The organism is Pseudomonas sp. TMW22089 (assembly GCF_022496645.1).
In the GTDB taxonomy this organism is placed as follows: domain Bacteria; phylum Pseudomonadota; class Gammaproteobacteria; order Pseudomonadales; family Pseudomonadaceae; genus Aquipseudomonas; species Aquipseudomonas paraversuta.
Map to the genome: position 1 here is coordinate 1 of NZ_SCFG01000035.1, position 17,866 is coordinate 17,866.

The window sequence follows — 17,866 nt, forward strand, 5'->3', positions numbered from 1 at the left end:
TCTGCTTACGTTTGCCTGCGTACTCGGCATCAGCGAAAGACATTTGCTTCATCGGGGCTCAACCGTTCAGTTCGTGGGACAGGCGTATTTCACCAGATTTGGAAGTCCTTTTCAGAGTTTCCTTAGAGGGCGGGTGCTTTTGATTCTTGCCGACAACCCTGGCGCATCACAGTGGGAGGCAGGCCAAAAGGGGATAGTTATGGCCAATGTTTATGCCCGGATCCAGCCGTCGGGCCTGCAGGAACTGTTGCCCAGCCAACAGTGGATCAGCAAACACCTGCCCCAAAAACAGCAGCCGATGCGCCAACCCCCGCATTCAGGGGCTTTGTCTGTTGGTACGGAGTTTGCTCAAGGGTATTACCTGTCCACAGTCCGCTGCCCAACAGCCAAGGATCAACCATGTCTCAAGCGCTGCAAGTCGTCGTCGTTTCCGGGGGAGCATTCAGCCCTTCACGCACCCTGGTGCTGGCCGAGGCGATTCTCGACGAACTGAAAACCCGGCTTACCCTCGAAAGTCACTTGATTGAGCTGGGCGATATCGCCCGGCAATTGGGCGGCGCCCTGTCACGCCAGGAGCTTGGCCCCGAGGTCGAAGCACAGATCCGGGCCATCGAGAACGCCGACCTGCTGATTGTTGCGACACCGGTCTATCGCGGCTCCTACCCGGGGCTGCTCAAGCACCTGTTCGATCTGGTGGATATCAACGGCCTGATCGATACCCCGGTGTTGCTGGCCGCCACCGGCGGCAGTGAGCGCCACGCCCTGGTGCTCGAACACCAGTTGCGGCCGCTGTTCGGTTTCTTTCAGGCACTGACCCTGCCGATCGGGGTGTATGCCGTCGAATCCGATTTTGCCAATTACCAGATAACCAGTGAGCCCTTGAAGACTCGCATCCGCCTTGCTGCAGAACGTGCCGCGCCGTTGTTCGGCGTGTCTGCCAGGAACCTGCTGAAAATCGCTTAAGGACTCTGTCATGGATGTGTTCTGGTTTCTTCCCACCCACGGCGACGGCCATTACCTGGGTACCGCCCAGGGCGCCCGCCCGGTCACCCTCAACTACCTGAAACAGGTGGCCCAGGCGGCCGACGATCTGGGCTACCACGGGGTGCTGATCCCCACCGGCCGCTCGTGCGAAGACTCGTGGGTGATCGCCTCGGCACTGGTGCCGCTGACCGAGCGTTTACGTTATCTGGTGGCCATCCGCCCGGGGATCATTTCGCCGACGGTCTCGGCACGCATGGCCGCAACCCTGGACCGGCTGTCCGGCGGGCGCCTGCTGATCAATGTGGTGACTGGCGGCGACCCGGATGAAAACCGTGGCGACGGCAGCTTCCTCGATCACAGCGAGCGCTATGAAGTCACCGACGAATTCCTGAAAATCTGGCGCCGGGTCCTGCAAGGCGAAGCTGTGGATTTCGAAGGCAAGCACCTGCGCGTACAGAACGCCAAGGCGCTCTACCCGCCCGTGCAGAAACCCTATCCGCCGCTGTATTTCGGCGGCTCTTCCGAAGCCGCCCACGAACTGGCTGCCGAACAGGTCGACGTGTACCTGACCTGGGGCGAACCACCGGCGGCCGTGGCCGAAAAACTGGCCGATGTACGCCAGCGTGCTGCCCGCCAGGGCCGTACCCTGCGCTTCGGTATCCGCCTGCATGTCATCGTGCGCGAGACCGAACAGCAAGCCTGGGCAGCGGCTGACAAACTGATCGAACACATCAGCGACGAGACCATTGCCGCCGCCCAGAAGTCCTTCTCGCGCTTTGATTCTGAAGGCCAGCGGCGTATGGCCGCGCTGCATGACGGCCGTCGCGACAACCTGCAAATCGCCCCCAACCTGTGGGCCGGTGTCGGCCTGGTGCGCGGTGGCGCCGGTACTGCACTGGTGGGCAACCCGCAACAGGTGGCAGCGCGGATCAAGGAGTACGCCGACCTGGGGATCGAGAGCTTCATCTTCTCCGGCTATCCGCATCTGGAAGAGGCCTACCGCTTTGCCGAGCTGGTATTCCCCTTGTTGCCCGAGCCGTATGCCAGCCTGGCTGGACGCGGCATCACCAATCTGACCGGCCCCTTTGGCGAAATGATCGCCAACGACGTCCTGCCGGCCAAAGCCTGAGGCCTGCCCTGTATCGAACCAACTGTAGGAGCGAGCTTGCTGTGTAGGAGCGAGCTTGCCTCGCGAGCTCTTCACAACAGCGCCGCAGATATAAAACCGCCCCAAACGGCTCGCGAGCAAGCTCGCTCCTACAGAAACACAGCGGCACAGCGGCACAGCGGCAGGATTTTTTGAATGGAGGCCATAACCCGTGACAGCCCATCTACAAGACGCAGCACTTACCCCGCTGCACACCGCCCGGGCGCTGGCCAGCGAGTTCGCCCACAGCGCGGTCGAACGCGACGAGCGTGGCGGTACGCCCATTGCGCAACGGGATGCCCTGCGCGCCAGCGGCCTGCTGGCCATGAGTATTCCCCGCCAGTTCGGCGGCCTCGGCGCCAGCTGGAGCGATACCTTTGAGGTGGTGCGCGAGTTCGCCCGGGTCGACAGTTCCATTGCCCACGTATTGGGCTTTCATCACTTGATGCTCGCCACTGTCCGGCTGTTCGCACGCCCCGAGCAATGGCAGCCCTGGTTCGAACTGACCGCCCGCCAGAACTGGTTTTGGGGCAACGCCCTCAACCCGCTGGACACCCGCACCACCGTGCGCAATTTCGGCAGCTGGCGCGAATTCTCCGGTAAAAAAAGTTTCTGCTCCGGCGCCAGCGACTCGCAGATGCTGATCGCCTCGGCGGTGGATGAGGCCGCCGGTGGCAAGCTGTTGATCGCCGCCATTCCCAGCGCACGTACCGGCATTACCTTGCATGGCGACTGGGACAACATGGGCCAGCGCCAGACCGACAGTGGCAGTGCCACCTTCGAGCGGGTACGGGTCGAAGAGTCGGACTTGCTGCTCGATCCGGGGCCTTTGAGCACCCCGTTCGCCTGCCTGCGGCCTCTGATTGCACAGCTGCATTTCGCCAACATTTTTCTCGGCATCGCTCAGGGCGCGTTCGAAGAGGCACGCCAGTACACCCTCGGTGAAACCCGCCCCTGGTTTAAATCCGGCGCCGCGCAAAACCATCAGGACCCCTATGTACTGGGGCACTACGGCGATTTCTGGGTGGGCCTGGAAAGTGCCCGGCTGCTGGTCGAGCACGCCGCCGCGCAACTGGACAAGGCCTGGGCCAAGGGTCCCAGGCTCAGCGAACAGGAGCGCGGACAGGTGGCCGTCGCCATCGCCACCGCCAAAGTCGCCGCCCACCGCCACGGGCTGGAGCTGTGCAGCAAGGTTTTTGAAGTCACCGGCGCCCGCGCCACCCACGCCGCTGTAGGTCTGGACCGGCACTGGCGCAACCTGCGTACCCAAAGCCTGCACGATCCGCTGGATTACAAGCTTCAAGAATTGGGCGACTGGGCACTGAACCAGAACCTGCCTACTCCCACTTTCTATTCCTAGAGAAGCCTATGCAGCTTTTGACGCTACCGCCCTCACCCGCCCTGGCAACGTCGATCCGCGCCACCGCGCAAGTATTCGAAGACCCGAAATCCAGAGCGTTGCTGGCCCATTTGCAGCAAGTCGCCCCCAGCGAAGCCAGCGTACTGATCATTGGTGAAACCGGAACCGGCAAAGAACTGGTCGCCCGCCATCTTCACAACCTGAGCGCACGCCGTAACCGGCCGTTCATTGCGGTCAACTGCGGCGCGTTTTCGGAGTCACTGGTGGAAGCGGAGCTGTTTGGGCACGAGAAAGGCGCCTTCACCGGCGCGCTCAGTGCCAAGGCCGGCTGGTTCGAAGAAGCTGACGGCGGCACCCTGTTCCTCGATGAAATCGGTGATTTGCCGATGGCCATCCAGGTCAAGCTGCTGCGGGTGCTGCAGGAGCGCGAGGTGGTGCGCCTGGGGTCGCGTAAAAGCATACCCATCGACGTGCGGGTGCTGGCGGCCACCAACGTGCAGCTGGAAAAGGCGATTAATGCCGGGCATTTTCGTGAGGACCTGTTTTATCGCCTGGACGTGGTAAGCCTTGAGCTGAGCCCGTTGCGCGAGCGGCCCGGCGACATCCTGCCGTTGATCCGGCACTTTATCGAGGCCTACAGCAAACGCCTGGGCTACGGTGAGGTACGGCTAAGTCCTGCAGCGCAAAGCAAGCTGCAGGGCTATGGCTGGCCGGGCAACATCCGCGAGCTGGAAAACGTGATCCATCACACGCTGTTGATCTGCCGCGACGGCCTGATCCAGAGTGGCGATTTGCGCCTGTCCAATATGCGCATCGAACGCCAGGAGGAGCCCGCCGGCACCGACAAATCTGCCGAAGCCCTGCTGGAGCGGGCCTTCCAGCAACTCTTTGAAGAACACCCCGCAGCCCTGCACGAGAAAGTCGAGGAGGTTCTGTTCCGCGCTGCCTACCGCTTCTGTCACTACAATCAGGTCCACACCGCCAAACTGCTGGGCCTGAGCCGCAACATCACCCGCTCCCGACTGATCAACATCGGCGAACTGGCGGTCAACAAACGCCGGCCCAATGACACACCGCAAAGCGAAAGAATGCTAAACCTGTGCATCTGACCTGTCCAAACACCTGCCCCATGAGGATTCGATGACTTATATCGCTGCCGAAAACCGCTATCAATCCATCCCTTATCGCCGTACCGGTCGCAGCGGGCTGCTGCTACCAGCACTGTCTTTGGGCCTGTGGCACAACTTTGGCGACAGCACGCCGATCGACACCCAGCGCGCGCTGTTGCGTACTGCCTTCGACCTGGGCATCAACCACTTTGACCTGGCCAACAACTACGGCCCGCCCTACGGCAGTGCCGAGATCAACTTTGGCCGTTTATTGCGCGAAGACTTCAAGCACTACCGTGACGAGCTGATTATCTCCAGTAAAGCCGGCTGGGACATGTGGCCCGGCCCGTACGGCCAGGGCGGCGGTTCGCGCAAGTACGTACTGGCCAGCCTGGATCAGAGCCTGCAGCGCCTGGGGCTGGACTATGTCGACATCTTCTACTCGCACCGCTTCGATCCCGACACGCCACTGGAAGAAACCGCCAGCGCCCTGGCCACCGCAGTGCAACAGGGCAAGGCGCTGTACATCGGGATCTCCTCGTATTCCGGGGTAAAAACCCGCGAAATGGCGGCCTTGCTCAAAGAGTGGAAAGTGCCGTTGCTGATCCACCAGCCGGCGTACAACCTGCTTAATCGCTGGGTTGAAAAGGACCTGCTGGACACCACCGAGGAGCTGGGCACCGGCGTGATTGCCTTTACTCCGCTGGCTCAGGGGCTGCTGACCGACAAGTACCTCAACGGGGTACCGGCCGATGCACGGGTCAATCGTCCGGGGGGTGGCTCGCTGCAAGCCTCGCATCTGTCCGACGCCAATATCGCCCATGTGCGTGCACTGAACGAGATCGCCAAACGCCGCGGCCAAAGCCTGGCCCAGATGGCGCTGGCCTGGACATTGCGCGATCCGCGGGTGACCTCGGCGCTGATAGGTGCCAGCCGGCCGGAGCAAATCATCGAGAACGTCGCGGCGTTGCAGAACCTGAGCTTCAGCGAGCTGGAACTGGCCGAGATCGACCGCTTCGCCCAGGAAGGCGGGATCAACCTCTGGCAGAAGCCCTCGCTGGCCGAATAACCAGGCGCCCACAGGTTCTGTAACCTTCAACATAAAACCCTGTAGGCGCTTGCTCGCGAGCTTTTTATCGAGCCTATATTGCTGACCGAATGAACGCGGCCTTCTTGAGAAGCTCGCGAGCAAGCTCGCTCCTACAGGCGAGCTTGCCTGGCCAACCGCTCTGCCAGAGCCTTGGCCTGCAAGGCAACGTCGGTCACCGCAGTGCTTTCCCACCACATTCCGCGCAATGGCGGGCCCATGGCAAACAGCCGTGGCGCAGGCTGTGATGCCGCATCCAGCACGGCACCTGAAGCATCGGCAGCAATCCCCAACCCCAGATTTCCGGGCTGCACCAGCCCACGTCGCAACAGCTGTACCGGCAGCGGTTTATCCACCCGGCGCCAGTCGTACTCGATGCCGGTGGAGTTGATCAGCCCGTCACCTTCGACCCATACCGATTCAGCCTGCCCCCGGTAGCGCAGACGAATCCGTGGCCGACCGCCCACCGCGTCCACCCCTTGCAGGGAGGCTGCGGTAATCGTCAGGCGGCCTTCACTGAGCAGGCGTTGCAGTAACGCATTGCCCTGGGGTGGCGAACGGTGGTGATGACTTTCCCACCAGGGCCGCACATGGCGTACAAACTGACGCCGTTGCGCATCGCTGGCCTGGTTCCAGAGCCTGCCTATATGCACCCGTACCGTATCCAGCGGTGCTTGCCAGTCGATATCCCGGGCCTGTGCCAAACGACATTGGCGGCGCAGTTCACGGAACAATTGCAGGGGGCTGCGCAGCTGTGGTGCCAGGGTCAGAAAGTCTTCCCAAACCGGCGGCTGGCGTCGAACCTGGGGCAGTAGCCCGTGGCGCGAGTAGACCTGGATCGGACCGCGATGCCCGGCCTGATGCAAGGTCTCCAGGGCATCGACCATGGTCAGCCCGGAGCCGATGATCAGCACCCGCGCATCCACCGGCAAACCACGCAAGGCTGCAACATCCCAGGGGTCCAGGGCAGCGGCATTGAGCCCGCTGGACTGGCGCTGGGCGGTACGCGCGGCCGGGAACATTCCGGTGGCCAGCACAGCTGCAGCGGCTTGCCATTGGCCACCGTCGCCAAGGGTCACTGTGACCCCCTGTTCATGGGTTTGCAGGTCCACCACGGCATCAAGGACGTGGGTCAGGGTTGAACCTGCCGCGGCTCCGATTTGCTGTGCCTGCGCCAGTTTCTGCTGGGCATACAGCCCGAACAGCCCCCGTGGCGGGAACAGCTCGGCCACCGCTACATGCTGTTGATCGGACTCCGGCCAGCCACCAGCGGCGATGTGCGCTTCAAGCCAGCGGGTCAGGTCATCGGGATCGTCCGGCTCGACGCTCATGCGCGCCGCATTGCCGTTCAGGGTGTGCCCCAGTTGCGTCGCACTGTAGGCTTCGCCACGTCCCAGCTCGGGCCGGGGCTCCACCAGCACGATGCGCCGGGCACCTGGCAAGCGCAGCAGTTGCATGGCCAACAGGGTGCCGCTCAGGCCACCGCCAACAATCAAGACATCGGCCTCGCGGATGGCAGGGGTTGCCTGTCCGGCTTGTGGCTCGCTCATGGTATTCACTCGCTTTGGGGTTTTTACAGTTCGACCGGCAGGATCTTCTGCAGATCCTGCGGTGTCCAGCGTTGCGACTCAGGCGCGCTCTTTTTGTCGGGCGCGGTTCAATTCACCGAGGTTGCGCCAGGCCGCCCCCGGATGCCCGTCCGCCAGGCGCGGGCCTTCGCCGAACAGCTTCTCGCGCAAGGTGCCCTTGGTGTATTCCTTTTTGTAAACACCACGTTTTTGCAACTCCGGAACCAGCAACTCCACGGCATCAATAAAGGTCTCGTGGGTCACCGCATAGGCCAGATTGAAGCCGTCGACCCCGGTCTCTTCGACCCATTCTTCAAGCAGGTCGGCCACGGTTTCAGGGCCGCCGACGAACAGCGGGCCAAAGCCGCCGATACCCACCCAGTCGGCCAGTGCATTGGGGGTCCAGAGGGTATCTGGATCAGCGCTGGAGAAGGTTTCCACCGCCGATTTGATCGCATTGGTGGGCACGTTTTCAAGCGCCTGATCGGGCTTGAACTGGCTGAAGTCGATACCGGTCCAGCCCGAGATCAAGGCCATCGCGCCTTCGTAGCTGACATAGCTTTTGTATTCTTCAAACTTGGCTTTGGCCAGGGCATCGGTTTCGCCGAGGATCACCGTTTGCAAGTTGAAGATCAGGATTTTTGCCGGATCGCGGCCCGCCTCGGCAGCACGCCGACGGATATCGCTGACAGTTTTTTTCAGCAAGACCTTGGACGGCGCGGCGACAAACACGCATTCGGCCTGCTCGGCAGCAAACTGGCGGCCACGACTGGAAGCGCCGGCCTGATACAGCAGAGGCGTGCGCTGGGGCGAGGGTTCGCACAGGTGAATACCCGGCACCTGGAAGTGTTTGCCGACATGGCGGATCTCATGAATCTTGCTCGGGTCGCTGAATACCCGCCGCTCGCGATCGCGCAAGATCGCCCCCTCCTCCCAGCTGCCTTCCCACAGCTTGTAGCAAACTTGCAGGTACTCCTCGGCATAGTCGTAGCGCGCATCGTGCTCGGTCAGTGCTTGCTGGCCGATGTTCCTGGCGCCGCTTTCCAGATAGGAGGTGACTATGTTCCAGCCGGCACGGCCCTTGGTCAGGTGGTCGAGGGTCGACAGGCGGCGGGCGAAGGGATACGGGTGCTCGAATGACAGCGAAGCGGTAAGGCCGAACCCCAGGTGCTCGGTCACCAGCGCCATCGGTGGAATCAGCTGCAACGGATCATTGACCGGCACCTGGGCGCCCTGGCGGATGGCAGCATCACCGTTACCGCGGTAGACGTCATAGATACCCAGCACATCGGCGATAAACAGCCCGTCGAACTTGCCTCGCTCGAGGATTTTCGCCAGATCGGTCCAGTATTCGAGGTCCTTGTACTGCCATGAACGGTCACGGGGATGCGCCCACAGGCCGGGGGACTGGTGGCCGACACAGTTCATGTCAAAAGCGTTGAGACGGATTTCGCGGGACATCGAATTACTCCTGAAACTGCGGCGCTGCAACGCCGTTGCGACAATGGAAATCATTGCAGTCGCTATTGCACAGGGCGTGCCGTCAACACCTGTCTTGCAGTCGCTGATGAGGCATATGGCGGCGCAGCAGTCGCAAAACCTGGGTACTCAATAGAGCTGATAAACCTGGGGCCAGGATCAACGACAGCTTCGCTGCCGATCGCAGCCTCGTGACTCGTCAGCGACTACGGATTGCGGCTGTGCGATTTGGGTACAGGTTGTGGCAGCGCTGTTGGCTGGCAGGCAGTTCGCTGTGCACATGGGACGTTTTTAAAGGCCCGGGCAAACGGCACAGACTATGCAATCCCCCAGGCAGGAATCTTTTTCTTCAGGAGTACTGCCATGACCGTCTCACCTCTGTCCCAGGGCACCGACTACGAAACCCTGGCCAATCGCTTCCGCCCGCTGTTTCGGCAAATCGCCACCGGCAACGTCGTGCGTGAACAGGGCCGTGACCTGCCCCGTGAATCCATCCTGTTACTCAAGCAGGCCGGTTTTGGCGCGGTGCGGGTGCCGGTCGAACACGGCGGGGCCGGTGCTTCGGTGCCCCAGCTGTTTGAGCTGCTGATCGAGCTGGCCGAAGCTGACTCCAATATCCCTCAAGCACTGCGTGCCCACTTTGCATTTGTCGAAGATCGCCTCAATGCACCGCCAGGTCCGGCCCGGGATGCCTGGTTCGCACGTTTCGTGGCAGGCGAGCTGGTGGGTAATGGCTGGACCGAAGTGGGCTCGGTCAAGCTGGGCGAAGTCATCACCAAAGTCAGCCCGCAGGCAGCCGGCTTTGTGCTTAACGGCGCCAAGTACTACAGCACCGGCAGTATCTTCGCCGACTGGATTGATGTGTATGCCCGGCGCTCGGACAACGGCGCTGATGTCATCGCGGTGGTAGATGCCCGCCACCCCGGCGTCACCCACAGCGACGACTGGGACGGCTTCGGCCAGCGCACCACCGGCAGCGGCACCTCGGTGTATGTGGACGTGCCGCTGCCTGCCGAGCACCTGATCCCCTTCGAAACCCGCTTCAAATACCAGACCGCCTTTTACCAGCTGGTACTCCTGGCCGTGCTGGCCGGCATCGGCCGTGCGATAGAACGCGATGTGACGCAAGAGATACGCGAGCGCAAACGGGTGTTCAGCCATGGCACTGCCGACACCACCCGCGGCGATGCGCAAATCCAGCAGGTTGTGGGACAGATATCCGCCCAGGTATACGCAGCCGAAGCCGCGACCCTGCGCTGCGCCGGGCCGCTGCAGCGGGCTTATGTCGCGCGGTTTGGCCACGATCAGGCACTCGAGCGCCAGGCCAATATCGACGCCGAGATTGAAACTGCAAAAGCCCAGGTGGTGGTCTCGGAGCTGATTCTGCGAGCGGCCACTGACCTGTTCAATGCCCTGGGCGCTTCGGGTGTCAGCGTCAGCAAGTCACTGGACCGTCACTGGCGCAACGCCCGCACCGCGGCCTCGCACAACCCCTGGATTTACAAGGCGCGGATTGTCGGCGACTGGACAATCAACGCTACCGAGCCGCTGTATGTGTGGCAGATCGGTAATAGCCTGAAGGCAGGATAAGCCCCCTCCTCCGACTGCAGGAGCCAGCTCGCTCCTGCAGGGCTGTTCCTCAGTCTGCGCCAGGTTTCATCTCGTACCTTGTGTCCGGTGCCAACCAAGGCGCCATACCCCACAGGTGATCACTATCCTGTCCACTACCGCGCAGGGAAGCCTCTCGGCTGGCCGCGGCAAACATGTCAGCCGCTGCCCGTGAACCTCTGCTGGCGTTGTCCCGGGGCACTGAAAGCTGGCGTATGCTCACCCCACCTCAATTCATCACACAGGCTGACCCTATGGGCTCGTCTTTCTTTTCATCCTGGACCTTCTGGGCATTGCTCTCGGCGGTGTTCGCCGCCATGACCGCCATTTTTGGAAAAATCGGCATCACCGGGATCAATTCCGACTTCGCCACGTTTATCCGCACCATCGTGGTCCTGGTGAGCCTGGGCTTGATCGTCTATGCCACCGGCCAGTATCAGTCACTGGGCTCAATCTCGACCCGCAGCTATGTGTTTTTGGTGTTGTCCGGCCTGGCCACAGGCGCCTCCTGGCTTTGCTATTACCGCGCCCTGCAACTGGGCCAGGCGTCCCTGGTCGCGCCCGTGGACAAACTCAGTGTGGTGATTGTGGCGGTACTGGGCGTGACCCTGCTGGGCGAAAAGCTCGACCTGCGGCAATGGGCGGGTATCAGCCTGATCACCACCGGCGTGGTATTGCTGGCGTGGCGCCGGTAGCACCCCGAACCGGGCTTGACGGTCTAAACTGATACAAATTATGTAAGAGGCATCCGCGGAACTTGTAGTCCCTGGCCCAGACTGCGATAAGGTTCCGCGCAAATCAGGGCTTGCCCGGCATTCCTGCAGGATCGATCACTGCCTTTGGCGGCATCAGCAAGGTTTATGGCGCTCTACGGTCAATCAACAGCAATCAGGAATCAACACTATGTACAGGGTTATCGCATGAAGTGGCTCAAGAGCATCATTCTGGGCCTGGCCCTGCTCGCCGTGGGCGCAGTGGCGCTGGGACTGTTCTACTTTCTACCGCAACACGACGTGGTGATGGTCACCGGGGTTGAAGTCAAGCGGGTCGATCACAATGGCGTCATCAACGCTGAGAACCCGGCTGACGGTCCGACCCGGGATGTGTATTTCATCAATACCGAAAACCCTGATACCAAGAATGTCATGGTCTATCGCAACGAGGACACCGGCTGGTCGTTCCCCTGGTATTTCAAGTTCGACTCTGCGGACATCCAGGCCAAGGCCCAGGGTTACTCCCGTGATGCCGAGCAGCTGGCGCTTATTCGCTATTACGGATGGCGGATCAAGATCCTCTCGGTGTTCCCGAATATCACGGCCATTGAGTCCACCACCAGCCGCACTGAACCCTTCCCCTGGTTCAATACGATATTTCTGGGCGGTTTGACCCTGGTGGTGATTTTTATCGCGGTCTCGCTACGACGTCGCTTCAAGCGCCGCAATCAGGTGCCGGCGCACTGATCCTGCCCGTTCGCCCGCTGCAACTGACAAGTTTCAGGCCCCCTGTGGCGGGGGGCCTGAAAACAGCCAACGGGCCAGCTGATAACAGGCCGTAAACCAACGCCATAGTTAGTTCGGTAACAGCCGCAGGATTATTGATCCGGCATAGCGATCCGCGACTCGCAACATAGAAACATTTTGTTTGACTTAAGTTGCCTCAGAACTACGCTGACTCCTCTACTATCCCGCGCTTCAATTTAACTGGCAGGCCAGTGACGGCTGCCGGTACTTCGAATCAATCAGGGCTGAGGCCACTCAGTCCGCTCTGCAAGCTGGCAAGGGACAGTCTGCTTCTGAACTAATAATAGGAATGCCTCGATGTTTCAGCTTGATTTTTATGGAACGCTGGTGGCTGCCTCTTTGGTGCTGTTGCTGGGACGCGGGCTTGTTTCCCGCGTCGGATTTTTGCGTACCTACAATATTCCTGAACCCGTTGCCGGGGGCCTGGTCGTTGCCTTGCTGCTCCTGACTTTGCGCCTGTTCGACGTTGAAGTGCGGTTTGATACTTCACTGCAGATGCCTTTGATGTTGGCGTTCTTCGCCACGATCGGCCTGAATGCGGACTTCGCCAGTCTTAAAAAAGGCGGACGCGTGGTAAGCGTGTTCCTGCTGGTGGTGACCGGACTTTTAGTGGTCCAGAACGCCATGGGCATCGGTCTGGCCACGGCTTTGGGGCTCGACCCCCTGATGGGCCTGCTGACCGGCTCCGTAACCTTGTCCGGCGGCCACGGTACAGGGGCGGCATGGGGCGCGACATTCACCGAGCAATACGGCCTGGCCTCCGCTTCGGAACTGGCAATGGCCTCTGCAACCTTTGGCCTGGTGCTGGGTGGCCTGATCGGCGGACCCGTCGCCCGTCTGCTGATCAAACGGGTCAAGACCCCCGGCCTTACCCACGAAGAAGTGCAACTGCCAAAAGGCTTCGAGCAACCCAACGAAGAGCGTTCGATCACGCCGTTTTCCTTTATCGAAACCCTGGCGCTGATCTCCGTCAGCCTGCTGGGCGGCAACCTCCTCAACGGCCTGCTGCAGGGCACGGCTTTCGAGCTGCCGACCTTCGTCTGCGTCCTGTTTGTGGGCGTGATCTTGCGCAACGGCCTTTCTGCACTGGGCCTGTATCAAGTGTTCGAGCGTGAAGTCTCGGTCCTGGGCAACGTCAGCCTGTCGCTGTTCCTGGCCATCGCCTTGATGTCGCTCAAACTTTGGGATCTGGCAGCCCTGGCATTGCCTATTTTCATCCTGCTGGTGGCACAGACCCTGGTCATGGCCCTGTACGCCATTTTCGTGACCTTCAGGGTCATGGGCAGTAACTACGATGCTGCAGTTCTGGCGGCAGGCCACTGTGGCTTCGGCCTGGGTGCCACACCGACGGCCATCGCCAACATGCAGGCGGTGACACAGCGCTACGGTCCTTCGCAGATAGCCTTTCTGGTGGTGCCAATGGTGGGGGCGTTCTTCATCGACATCATTAACGTCATCGTGATCAAGCTGTACCTGTTGCTGCCGTTCCTCGGCGCCGGCTCCTGATCCACCGCTACCGGGCCTGCTCTGTCAGTGCCCGGACTGCCCGGCCATAAAGGCACCCGGGGCAGCGCAACAACAAATAAACCTTTTTGCGATCGACAGTTGTTGCGGTCGATCGCAACTTGCAGTCTTCAATACCCTGCCCTTTACATCAACTTGTCGCCCTGACTGAAAGTTGCGCAGGTGTTTTATTAAATATAATAATCCTTCGACAAAACCATCCCCATAAAGAGGTGAAACTCTCAACTTCGAGAGATTGCACCGCCCTTTATAATTTATATCCCGCCGCCTTATATAAGCATCACACTTTAGATTGTTCCCGTTTCATCCCCTGCTACAGGGCAATTCTGTAACGCGGGTGTTTTTTTGCAGGTCATACCCTGACATCAGCCCATTCGAAACCGAGCGCGGACTGAGTGCCTGTAACAGTGCAGCGATCATTGGCGCGCGTCGCGTGACCGGCAGGACCTCGTGGTCATGGCGGCGAGCCCGTCCGGATCCGCCACCGCCCCTTTGCTGAGCGCGTTCCTTGAGACCTGCGGGCGACATCAGCAACCGACTGAATAATATGAGTATTAAATTGGAATTTTAAAAAAACGCTGCATCCGACGCGCAACACATGGACAGCAGGCCACCTGGAGCCAATGATGCAGGCAACTGTTCCCGTGAACAGGCCTCCAATAAAAACAACCAGGGGACCTTGATCGCCGATGAATATTCTCTACGACGAACGCGTTGACGGTTATCTACCCGCCGTCGATAAAGATTCGCTGCTACAGGCTCTGCAGCAACGCTTGCCCGATCTGGATCTCCTGCACCAGGTAGAAGATCTCAAGCCCTACGAGTGCGACGGTCTGTCGGCCTACCGCACCACGCCGATGCTGGTGGCACTGCCGCGTACCGTTGAGCAGGTACAGGGCCTGCTCGAACTCTGCCATCAGCGCCGGGTGCCGGTGGTCGCACGGGGCGCCGGCACCGGGCTTTCCGGTGGTGCATTACCGCTGGAAAAAGGCGTGTTGCTGGTGATGGCGCGCTTCAACCGCATTCTGCACATTGATCCCGCCGCCCGCAGTGCCCGGGTTCAGCCCGGGGTGCGCAACCTGGCAATCTCCCAGGCGGCCGCCGCTACAGGTTTGTACTACGCGCCGGACCCGTCTTCCCAGATCGCCTGCTCCATCGGCGGCAACGTGGCCGAAAACGCCGGTGGCGTGCATTGCCTGAAGTACGGACTGACCGTACACAACCTGCTCAGGGTCGAGATTCTTACCGTCGAAGGGGAACACCTGAGTCTGGGTTCTGACGCCCTCGACGCCCCCGGTTTCGACTTGCTGGCGCTATTCACCGGCTCCGAAGGCATGCTCGGGATCATCACTGAGGTCACGGTCAAACTGCTGCCCAGGCCGCAAGTTGCCAAGGTACTGCTGGCAGCTTTCGACTGCGTGGAAAAAGCCGGGCTTGCAGTGGCCCGGATCATTGCCGAGGGCATCATTCCCGCGGGCCTGGAGATGATGGACAACCTGGCGATCCGGGCCGCTGAAGATTTCATTCACGCCGGGTATCCGGTAGACGCCCAGGCCATTCTGCTGTGCGAGCTGGACGGCGTCGAAGCCGATGTACATGACGATTGCGAGCGGGTGCGCAGGGTTCTGCAACTGGCCGGTGCCACCGAGGTGCGTCTGGCCCGCGACGAAGCCGAGCGGGTGCGCTTCTGGGCCGGACGCAAAAATGCGTTTCCGGCAGTGGGCCGGTTATCCCCGGACTACTACTGCATGGACGGCACCATTCCCCGCCGCGCACTGCCCGCCGTGCTCAAGGAGATCGCCACCCTGGCCGGGGAGTACGGGCTGCGGGTCGCCAACGTGTTTCACGCCGGCGACGGCAATATGCACCCGCTGATCCTGTTCGATGCCAATCAGCCCGGCGAGCTGGACCGGGCCGAGGCCCTGGGGGGCAAAATCCTTGAACTGTGCGTCAAGGTCGGCGGCAGCATCACCGGCGAGCACGGGGTTGGCCGTGAAAAAATCAATCAGATGTGTGCCCAGTTCAACAGCGATGAGCTAACCCTGTTCCACGGGGTCAAGGCCGCATTCGACCCGCGGGGCCTGCTCAATCCCGGAAAAAATATCCCGACCCTGCAGCGCTGCGCCGAGTTCGGGGCCATGCATGTGCACATGGGCCAGTTGCCCTTCCCTGAACTGGAGCGTTTTTGATGGATGCCGAACACAGTGTCGATGACAGCCAGGCGTTGCTGGAGCAGGTCAACCGGGCGCTGGCCAATGCCACGCCATTGCTGATCCAGGGCTCCAACAGCAAGGCGTTTCTCGGGCGTGCGGTGGCCGGTGAAGTCCTCGATACCCGCAGCCATCGCGGCATTGTCAGTTACGACCCCACCGAGCTGGTGATCACCGTCCGCGCCGGCACCCCTCTGGCTGAGTTGTCCGCAACCCTGGCCGCAGCCGGGCAGATGCTGCCCTGTGAACCGCCGTCCTTCGGCCCGGGGCCACAGTCGGCGGCATGGTCGCTACCGGCCTGTCGGGCCCGCGCCGGCCCTGGTCCGGCTCGGTGCGCGACTTCGTCCTCGGCACCCGGGTGATCACCGGTCTGGGCAAACACCTGCGCTTCGGCGGCGAGGTGATGAAGAACGTTGCCGGTTACGATCTGTCGCGCTTGCTGACGGGCAGTTACGGCTGCCTTGGGCTGATCACCGAAGTGTCGTTGAAAGTGCTGCCAAAACCCCGACGCTGCTTCAGTGTTTCGCTGGAGATGGATCGCGCCCGGGCACTGGAAAATCTTGCCCGATGGGGCCAGCAGCCCCTGCCTGTCAGCGCCGCCTGCCATGACGGGCAGCGCCTGCACCTGCGTCTGGAAGGTGGCGAAGGATCGGTGGCGGCTGCCCATGAACGCCTCGGCGGCGAAGCGCTGGACCCCGGTTTCTGGAACGACCTGAATGAACAGCAGTTGGCCTTTTTCGACGTTGGCCCGCCGCTGTGGCGCTTGTCAGTGCCCAACAACAGCGGCGCCCTTGATTTGCCTGGCGCACAACTGGTCGATTGGGCCGGCGCCCAGCTGTGGCTGAAGTCCGACGCCGATGCCGGGGTCATTCGCGCTATTGCCCAAAAGGCCGGCGGCCATGCCACCTGTTACAGCCACGGTCTGATCGACAGCCCCTTTCAACCATTGCCCGCCGCGTTGCTGCGCTATCACCGCCAGCTCAAGGCGCAACTGGACCCGCAAGGGATCTTCAACCCGGGCCGAATGTACGCGGAGTTTTGAACCATGCAGACCCTCCTCAGCGAGCAGGCCGCACTGCTGCCACGGGCAGCAGAGGCCGAAAGCATTCTGCGCAGCTGCGTGCATTGCGGCTTCTGCAACGCCACCTGCCCCACCTATCAATTGCTCGGTGATGAGCTGGATGGCCCGCGCGGGCGCATCTACCTGATCAAGCAAGTGCTGGAAGGCCATGCGCCCACGGCCAGGACCCAGCTGCACCTGGATCGCTGTCTGTCGTGCCGCAACTGCGAAACCACCTGCCCGTCCGGAGTGGATTACCACAAACTGCTGGATATCGGCCGCGCGGTGGTCGACGCGGCCGTACCGCGCCCACTGGGCCAGCGTCTGCTGCGCAAAAGTCTGCTGGGAATGGTGCCAAACCCCGGGCTGTTCAAAGCGGTGATCAATACCGGCGAAGTCTTTCGGGCCCTGTTACCCGAGGTGCTCCAGGCCAAGCTGCCGCGCAGCGTGCGCCCGGCCGGGTTGCGCCCCGCGACCCGGCACCGGCGTCAGGTGCTGATGCTCGAAGGCTGCGTGCAGCCGAGCCTGGCCCCCAATACCAATGCCGCTGCGGCCCGGGTACTGGACCGCCTGCACATCAGCGTTACGCCGATCAGCCAGGCCGGATGCTGCGGTGCCGTGGACTATCACTTGAATGCTCAAGAGGCGGGACTCAATCGTGCCCGACGCAATATCGACGCCTGGTGGCCGGGTATCGAAAACGGTGCCGAAGCCATAGTCCAGACGGCCAGCGGCTGCGGCGCCTTCATCAAGGATTACGGGCATTTGCTGCGCCACGATCCGGCCTATGCCGCCAGGGCCGCACAGGTCAGCGCCCTGGCCAGGGATCTGGTGGAGGTGCTGCGTGACGAGCCCCTGGAGCAACTCGGGGTCAAGGCTACAACGTCCATCGCCGTCCATTGCCCCTGCACCTTGCAGCACGGACAAAAACTCGGCGGTGCGGTCGAACAGCTACTGACCGGCCTGGGTTTCAACCTTACGCCGGTCCCGGACAGCCATATGTGTTGCGGCTCGGCGGGTACCTATTCGCTGACCCAGCCCGAACTGTCGCGCCAGCTGCGTGACAACCGGCTCAACGCCCTGGAGAGCGGCCAGCCGCAGCTCATCGTCAGCGCCAACATCGGCTGCCAGAGCCACCTCGACGGCGCCGGCCGTACCCCTGTCCGGCACTGGATCGAACTGCTGGATGACACCCCGGGTTGAGCCGCTC

Annotated in this window: 13 protein-coding genes and 1 pseudogene; 12 read left to right on the forward strand and 2 right to left on the reverse strand. The window is 61.6% G+C overall.

The genetic code is table 11. The features are described from left to right. Window positions 1-399: 399 nt before the first annotated feature. From msuE to mgrA, 5 genes are all read left to right on the forward strand, one after another. A complete protein-coding gene (gene msuE / locus EQV90_RS20565) occupies window positions 400-963 on the forward strand; it encodes an FMN reductase (protein WP_003446376.1) in 564 nt (187 codons plus the stop codon). Window positions 964-973: 10 nt separating this feature from the next. Further along, window positions 974-2,113, forward strand: a complete 1,140-nt coding sequence (gene ssuD, locus EQV90_RS20570; protein ID WP_240878605.1) for an FMNH2-dependent alkanesulfonate monooxygenase — start codon at window positions 974-976, stop codon at window positions 2,111-2,113. A 190-nt stretch (window positions 2,114-2,303) separates the two neighbouring features. After that, entirely contained in the window at window positions 2,304-3,491 is a 1,188-nt protein-coding gene (locus EQV90_RS20575; protein WP_161720217.1) for an acyl-CoA dehydrogenase family protein, read from the forward strand. Window positions 3,492-3,499: 8 nt separating this feature from the next. Then, on the forward strand, window positions 3,500-4,600 hold the full coding sequence (locus tag EQV90_RS20580) for a sigma-54 dependent transcriptional regulator (protein WP_202210542.1): 1,101 nt from the start codon (window positions 3,500-3,502) through the stop codon (window positions 4,598-4,600). 31 nt (window positions 4,601-4,631) lie between these two features. After that, entirely contained in the window at window positions 4,632-5,669 is a 1,038-nt protein-coding gene (gene mgrA / locus EQV90_RS20585; protein WP_003446361.1) for an L-glyceraldehyde 3-phosphate reductase, read from the forward strand. 131 nt (window positions 5,670-5,800) lie between these two features. Here the strand turns inward: mgrA and EQV90_RS20590 are convergent, their stop codons facing one another. After that, a complete protein-coding gene (locus EQV90_RS20590) occupies window positions 5,801-7,237 on the reverse strand; it encodes an FAD/NAD(P)-binding protein (protein ID WP_240878606.1) in 1,437 nt (478 codons plus the stop codon). Window positions 7,238-7,315: 78 nt separating this feature from the next. After that, on the reverse strand, window positions 7,316-8,716 hold the full coding sequence (locus tag EQV90_RS20595; protein ID WP_240878607.1) for an LLM class flavin-dependent oxidoreductase: 1,401 nt from the start codon (window positions 8,714-8,716) through the stop codon (window positions 7,316-7,318). A 381-nt stretch (window positions 8,717-9,097) separates the two neighbouring features. On the opposite strand from EQV90_RS20595, the gene EQV90_RS20600 reads away from it, so the two are divergent. The 7 genes and pseudogenes from EQV90_RS20600 to glcF all read left to right on the forward strand — a co-directional run bounded on the left by EQV90_RS20600 (window position 9,098) and on the right by glcF (window position 17,859). Next, on the forward strand, window positions 9,098-10,324 hold the full coding sequence (locus tag EQV90_RS20600) for an acyl-CoA dehydrogenase family protein (RefSeq protein WP_240878608.1): 1,227 nt from the start codon (window positions 9,098-9,100) through the stop codon (window positions 10,322-10,324). Window positions 10,325-10,596: 272 nt separating this feature from the next. Continuing rightward, entirely contained in the window at window positions 10,597-11,037 is a 441-nt protein-coding gene (locus tag EQV90_RS20605) for an EamA family transporter (RefSeq protein ID WP_003446337.1), read from the forward strand. 225 nt (window positions 11,038-11,262) lie between these two features. Next, window positions 11,263-11,802, forward strand: coding sequence for a DUF1523 family protein (locus EQV90_RS20610; RefSeq protein ID WP_003446335.1), 540 nt, complete (start codon window positions 11,263-11,265; stop codon window positions 11,800-11,802). Between the two features lie 357 nt (window positions 11,803-12,159). After that, complete coding sequence (gltS, locus tag EQV90_RS20615) at window positions 12,160-13,368, forward strand: sodium/glutamate symporter (protein ID WP_010657222.1); 1,209 nt, start codon at window positions 12,160-12,162, stop codon at window positions 13,366-13,368. 707 nt (window positions 13,369-14,075) lie between these two features. After that, the gene (glcD, locus tag EQV90_RS20620) at window positions 14,076-15,575 is read left to right on the forward strand and encodes a glycolate oxidase subunit GlcD (RefSeq protein ID WP_240878609.1); all 1,500 of its coding nucleotides are present in this window, start codon (window positions 14,076-14,078) and stop codon (window positions 15,573-15,575) included. Beyond that, window positions 15,575-16,638, forward strand: a pseudogene (glcE, locus tag EQV90_RS20625) (glycolate oxidase subunit GlcE). The gene glcD and the pseudogene glcE overlap by 1 nt, the downstream one beginning before the upstream one ends. 3 nt (window positions 16,639-16,641) lie before the next feature. Then, entirely contained in the window at window positions 16,642-17,859 is a 1,218-nt protein-coding gene (glcF, locus tag EQV90_RS20630) for a glycolate oxidase subunit GlcF (RefSeq protein ID WP_240878610.1), read from the forward strand. Window positions 17,860-17,866: the final 7 nt, after the last annotated feature.

Bases quoted from the DNA above. Each gene is read 5' to 3' on its own strand.
- msuE (WP_003446376.1), top strand. From the start codon at position 400: ATGTCTCAAGCGCTGCAAGTCGTCGTCGTTTCCGGGGGAGCATTCAGC.
- ssuD (WP_240878605.1), top strand. From the start codon at position 974: ATGGATGTGTTCTGGTTTCTTCCCACCCACGGCGACGGCCATTACCTG.
- EQV90_RS20580 (WP_202210542.1), top strand. From the start codon at position 3,500: ATGCAGCTTTTGACGCTACCGCCCTCACCCGCCCTGGCAACGTCGATC.
- mgrA (WP_003446361.1), top strand. From the start codon at position 4,632: ATGACTTATATCGCTGCCGAAAACCGCTATCAATCCATCCCTTATCGC.
- EQV90_RS20590 (WP_240878606.1), bottom strand. From the start codon at position 7,237: ATGAGCGAGCCACAAGCCGGACAGGCAACCCCTGCCATCCGCGAGGCC.
- EQV90_RS20595 (WP_240878607.1), bottom strand. From the start codon at position 8,716: ATGTCCCGCGAAATCCGTCTCAACGCTTTTGACATGAACTGTGTCGGC.
- EQV90_RS20600 (WP_240878608.1), top strand. From the start codon at position 9,098: ATGACCGTCTCACCTCTGTCCCAGGGCACCGACTACGAAACCCTGGCC.
- EQV90_RS20605 (WP_003446337.1), top strand. From the start codon at position 10,597: ATGGGCTCGTCTTTCTTTTCATCCTGGACCTTCTGGGCATTGCTCTCG.
- EQV90_RS20610 (WP_003446335.1), top strand. From the start codon at position 11,263: ATGAAGTGGCTCAAGAGCATCATTCTGGGCCTGGCCCTGCTCGCCGTG.
- gltS (WP_010657222.1), top strand. From the start codon at position 12,160: ATGTTTCAGCTTGATTTTTATGGAACGCTGGTGGCTGCCTCTTTGGTG.
- glcD (WP_240878609.1), top strand. From the start codon at position 14,076: ATGAATATTCTCTACGACGAACGCGTTGACGGTTATCTACCCGCCGTC.
- glcF (WP_240878610.1), top strand. From the start codon at position 16,642: ATGCAGACCCTCCTCAGCGAGCAGGCCGCACTGCTGCCACGGGCAGCA.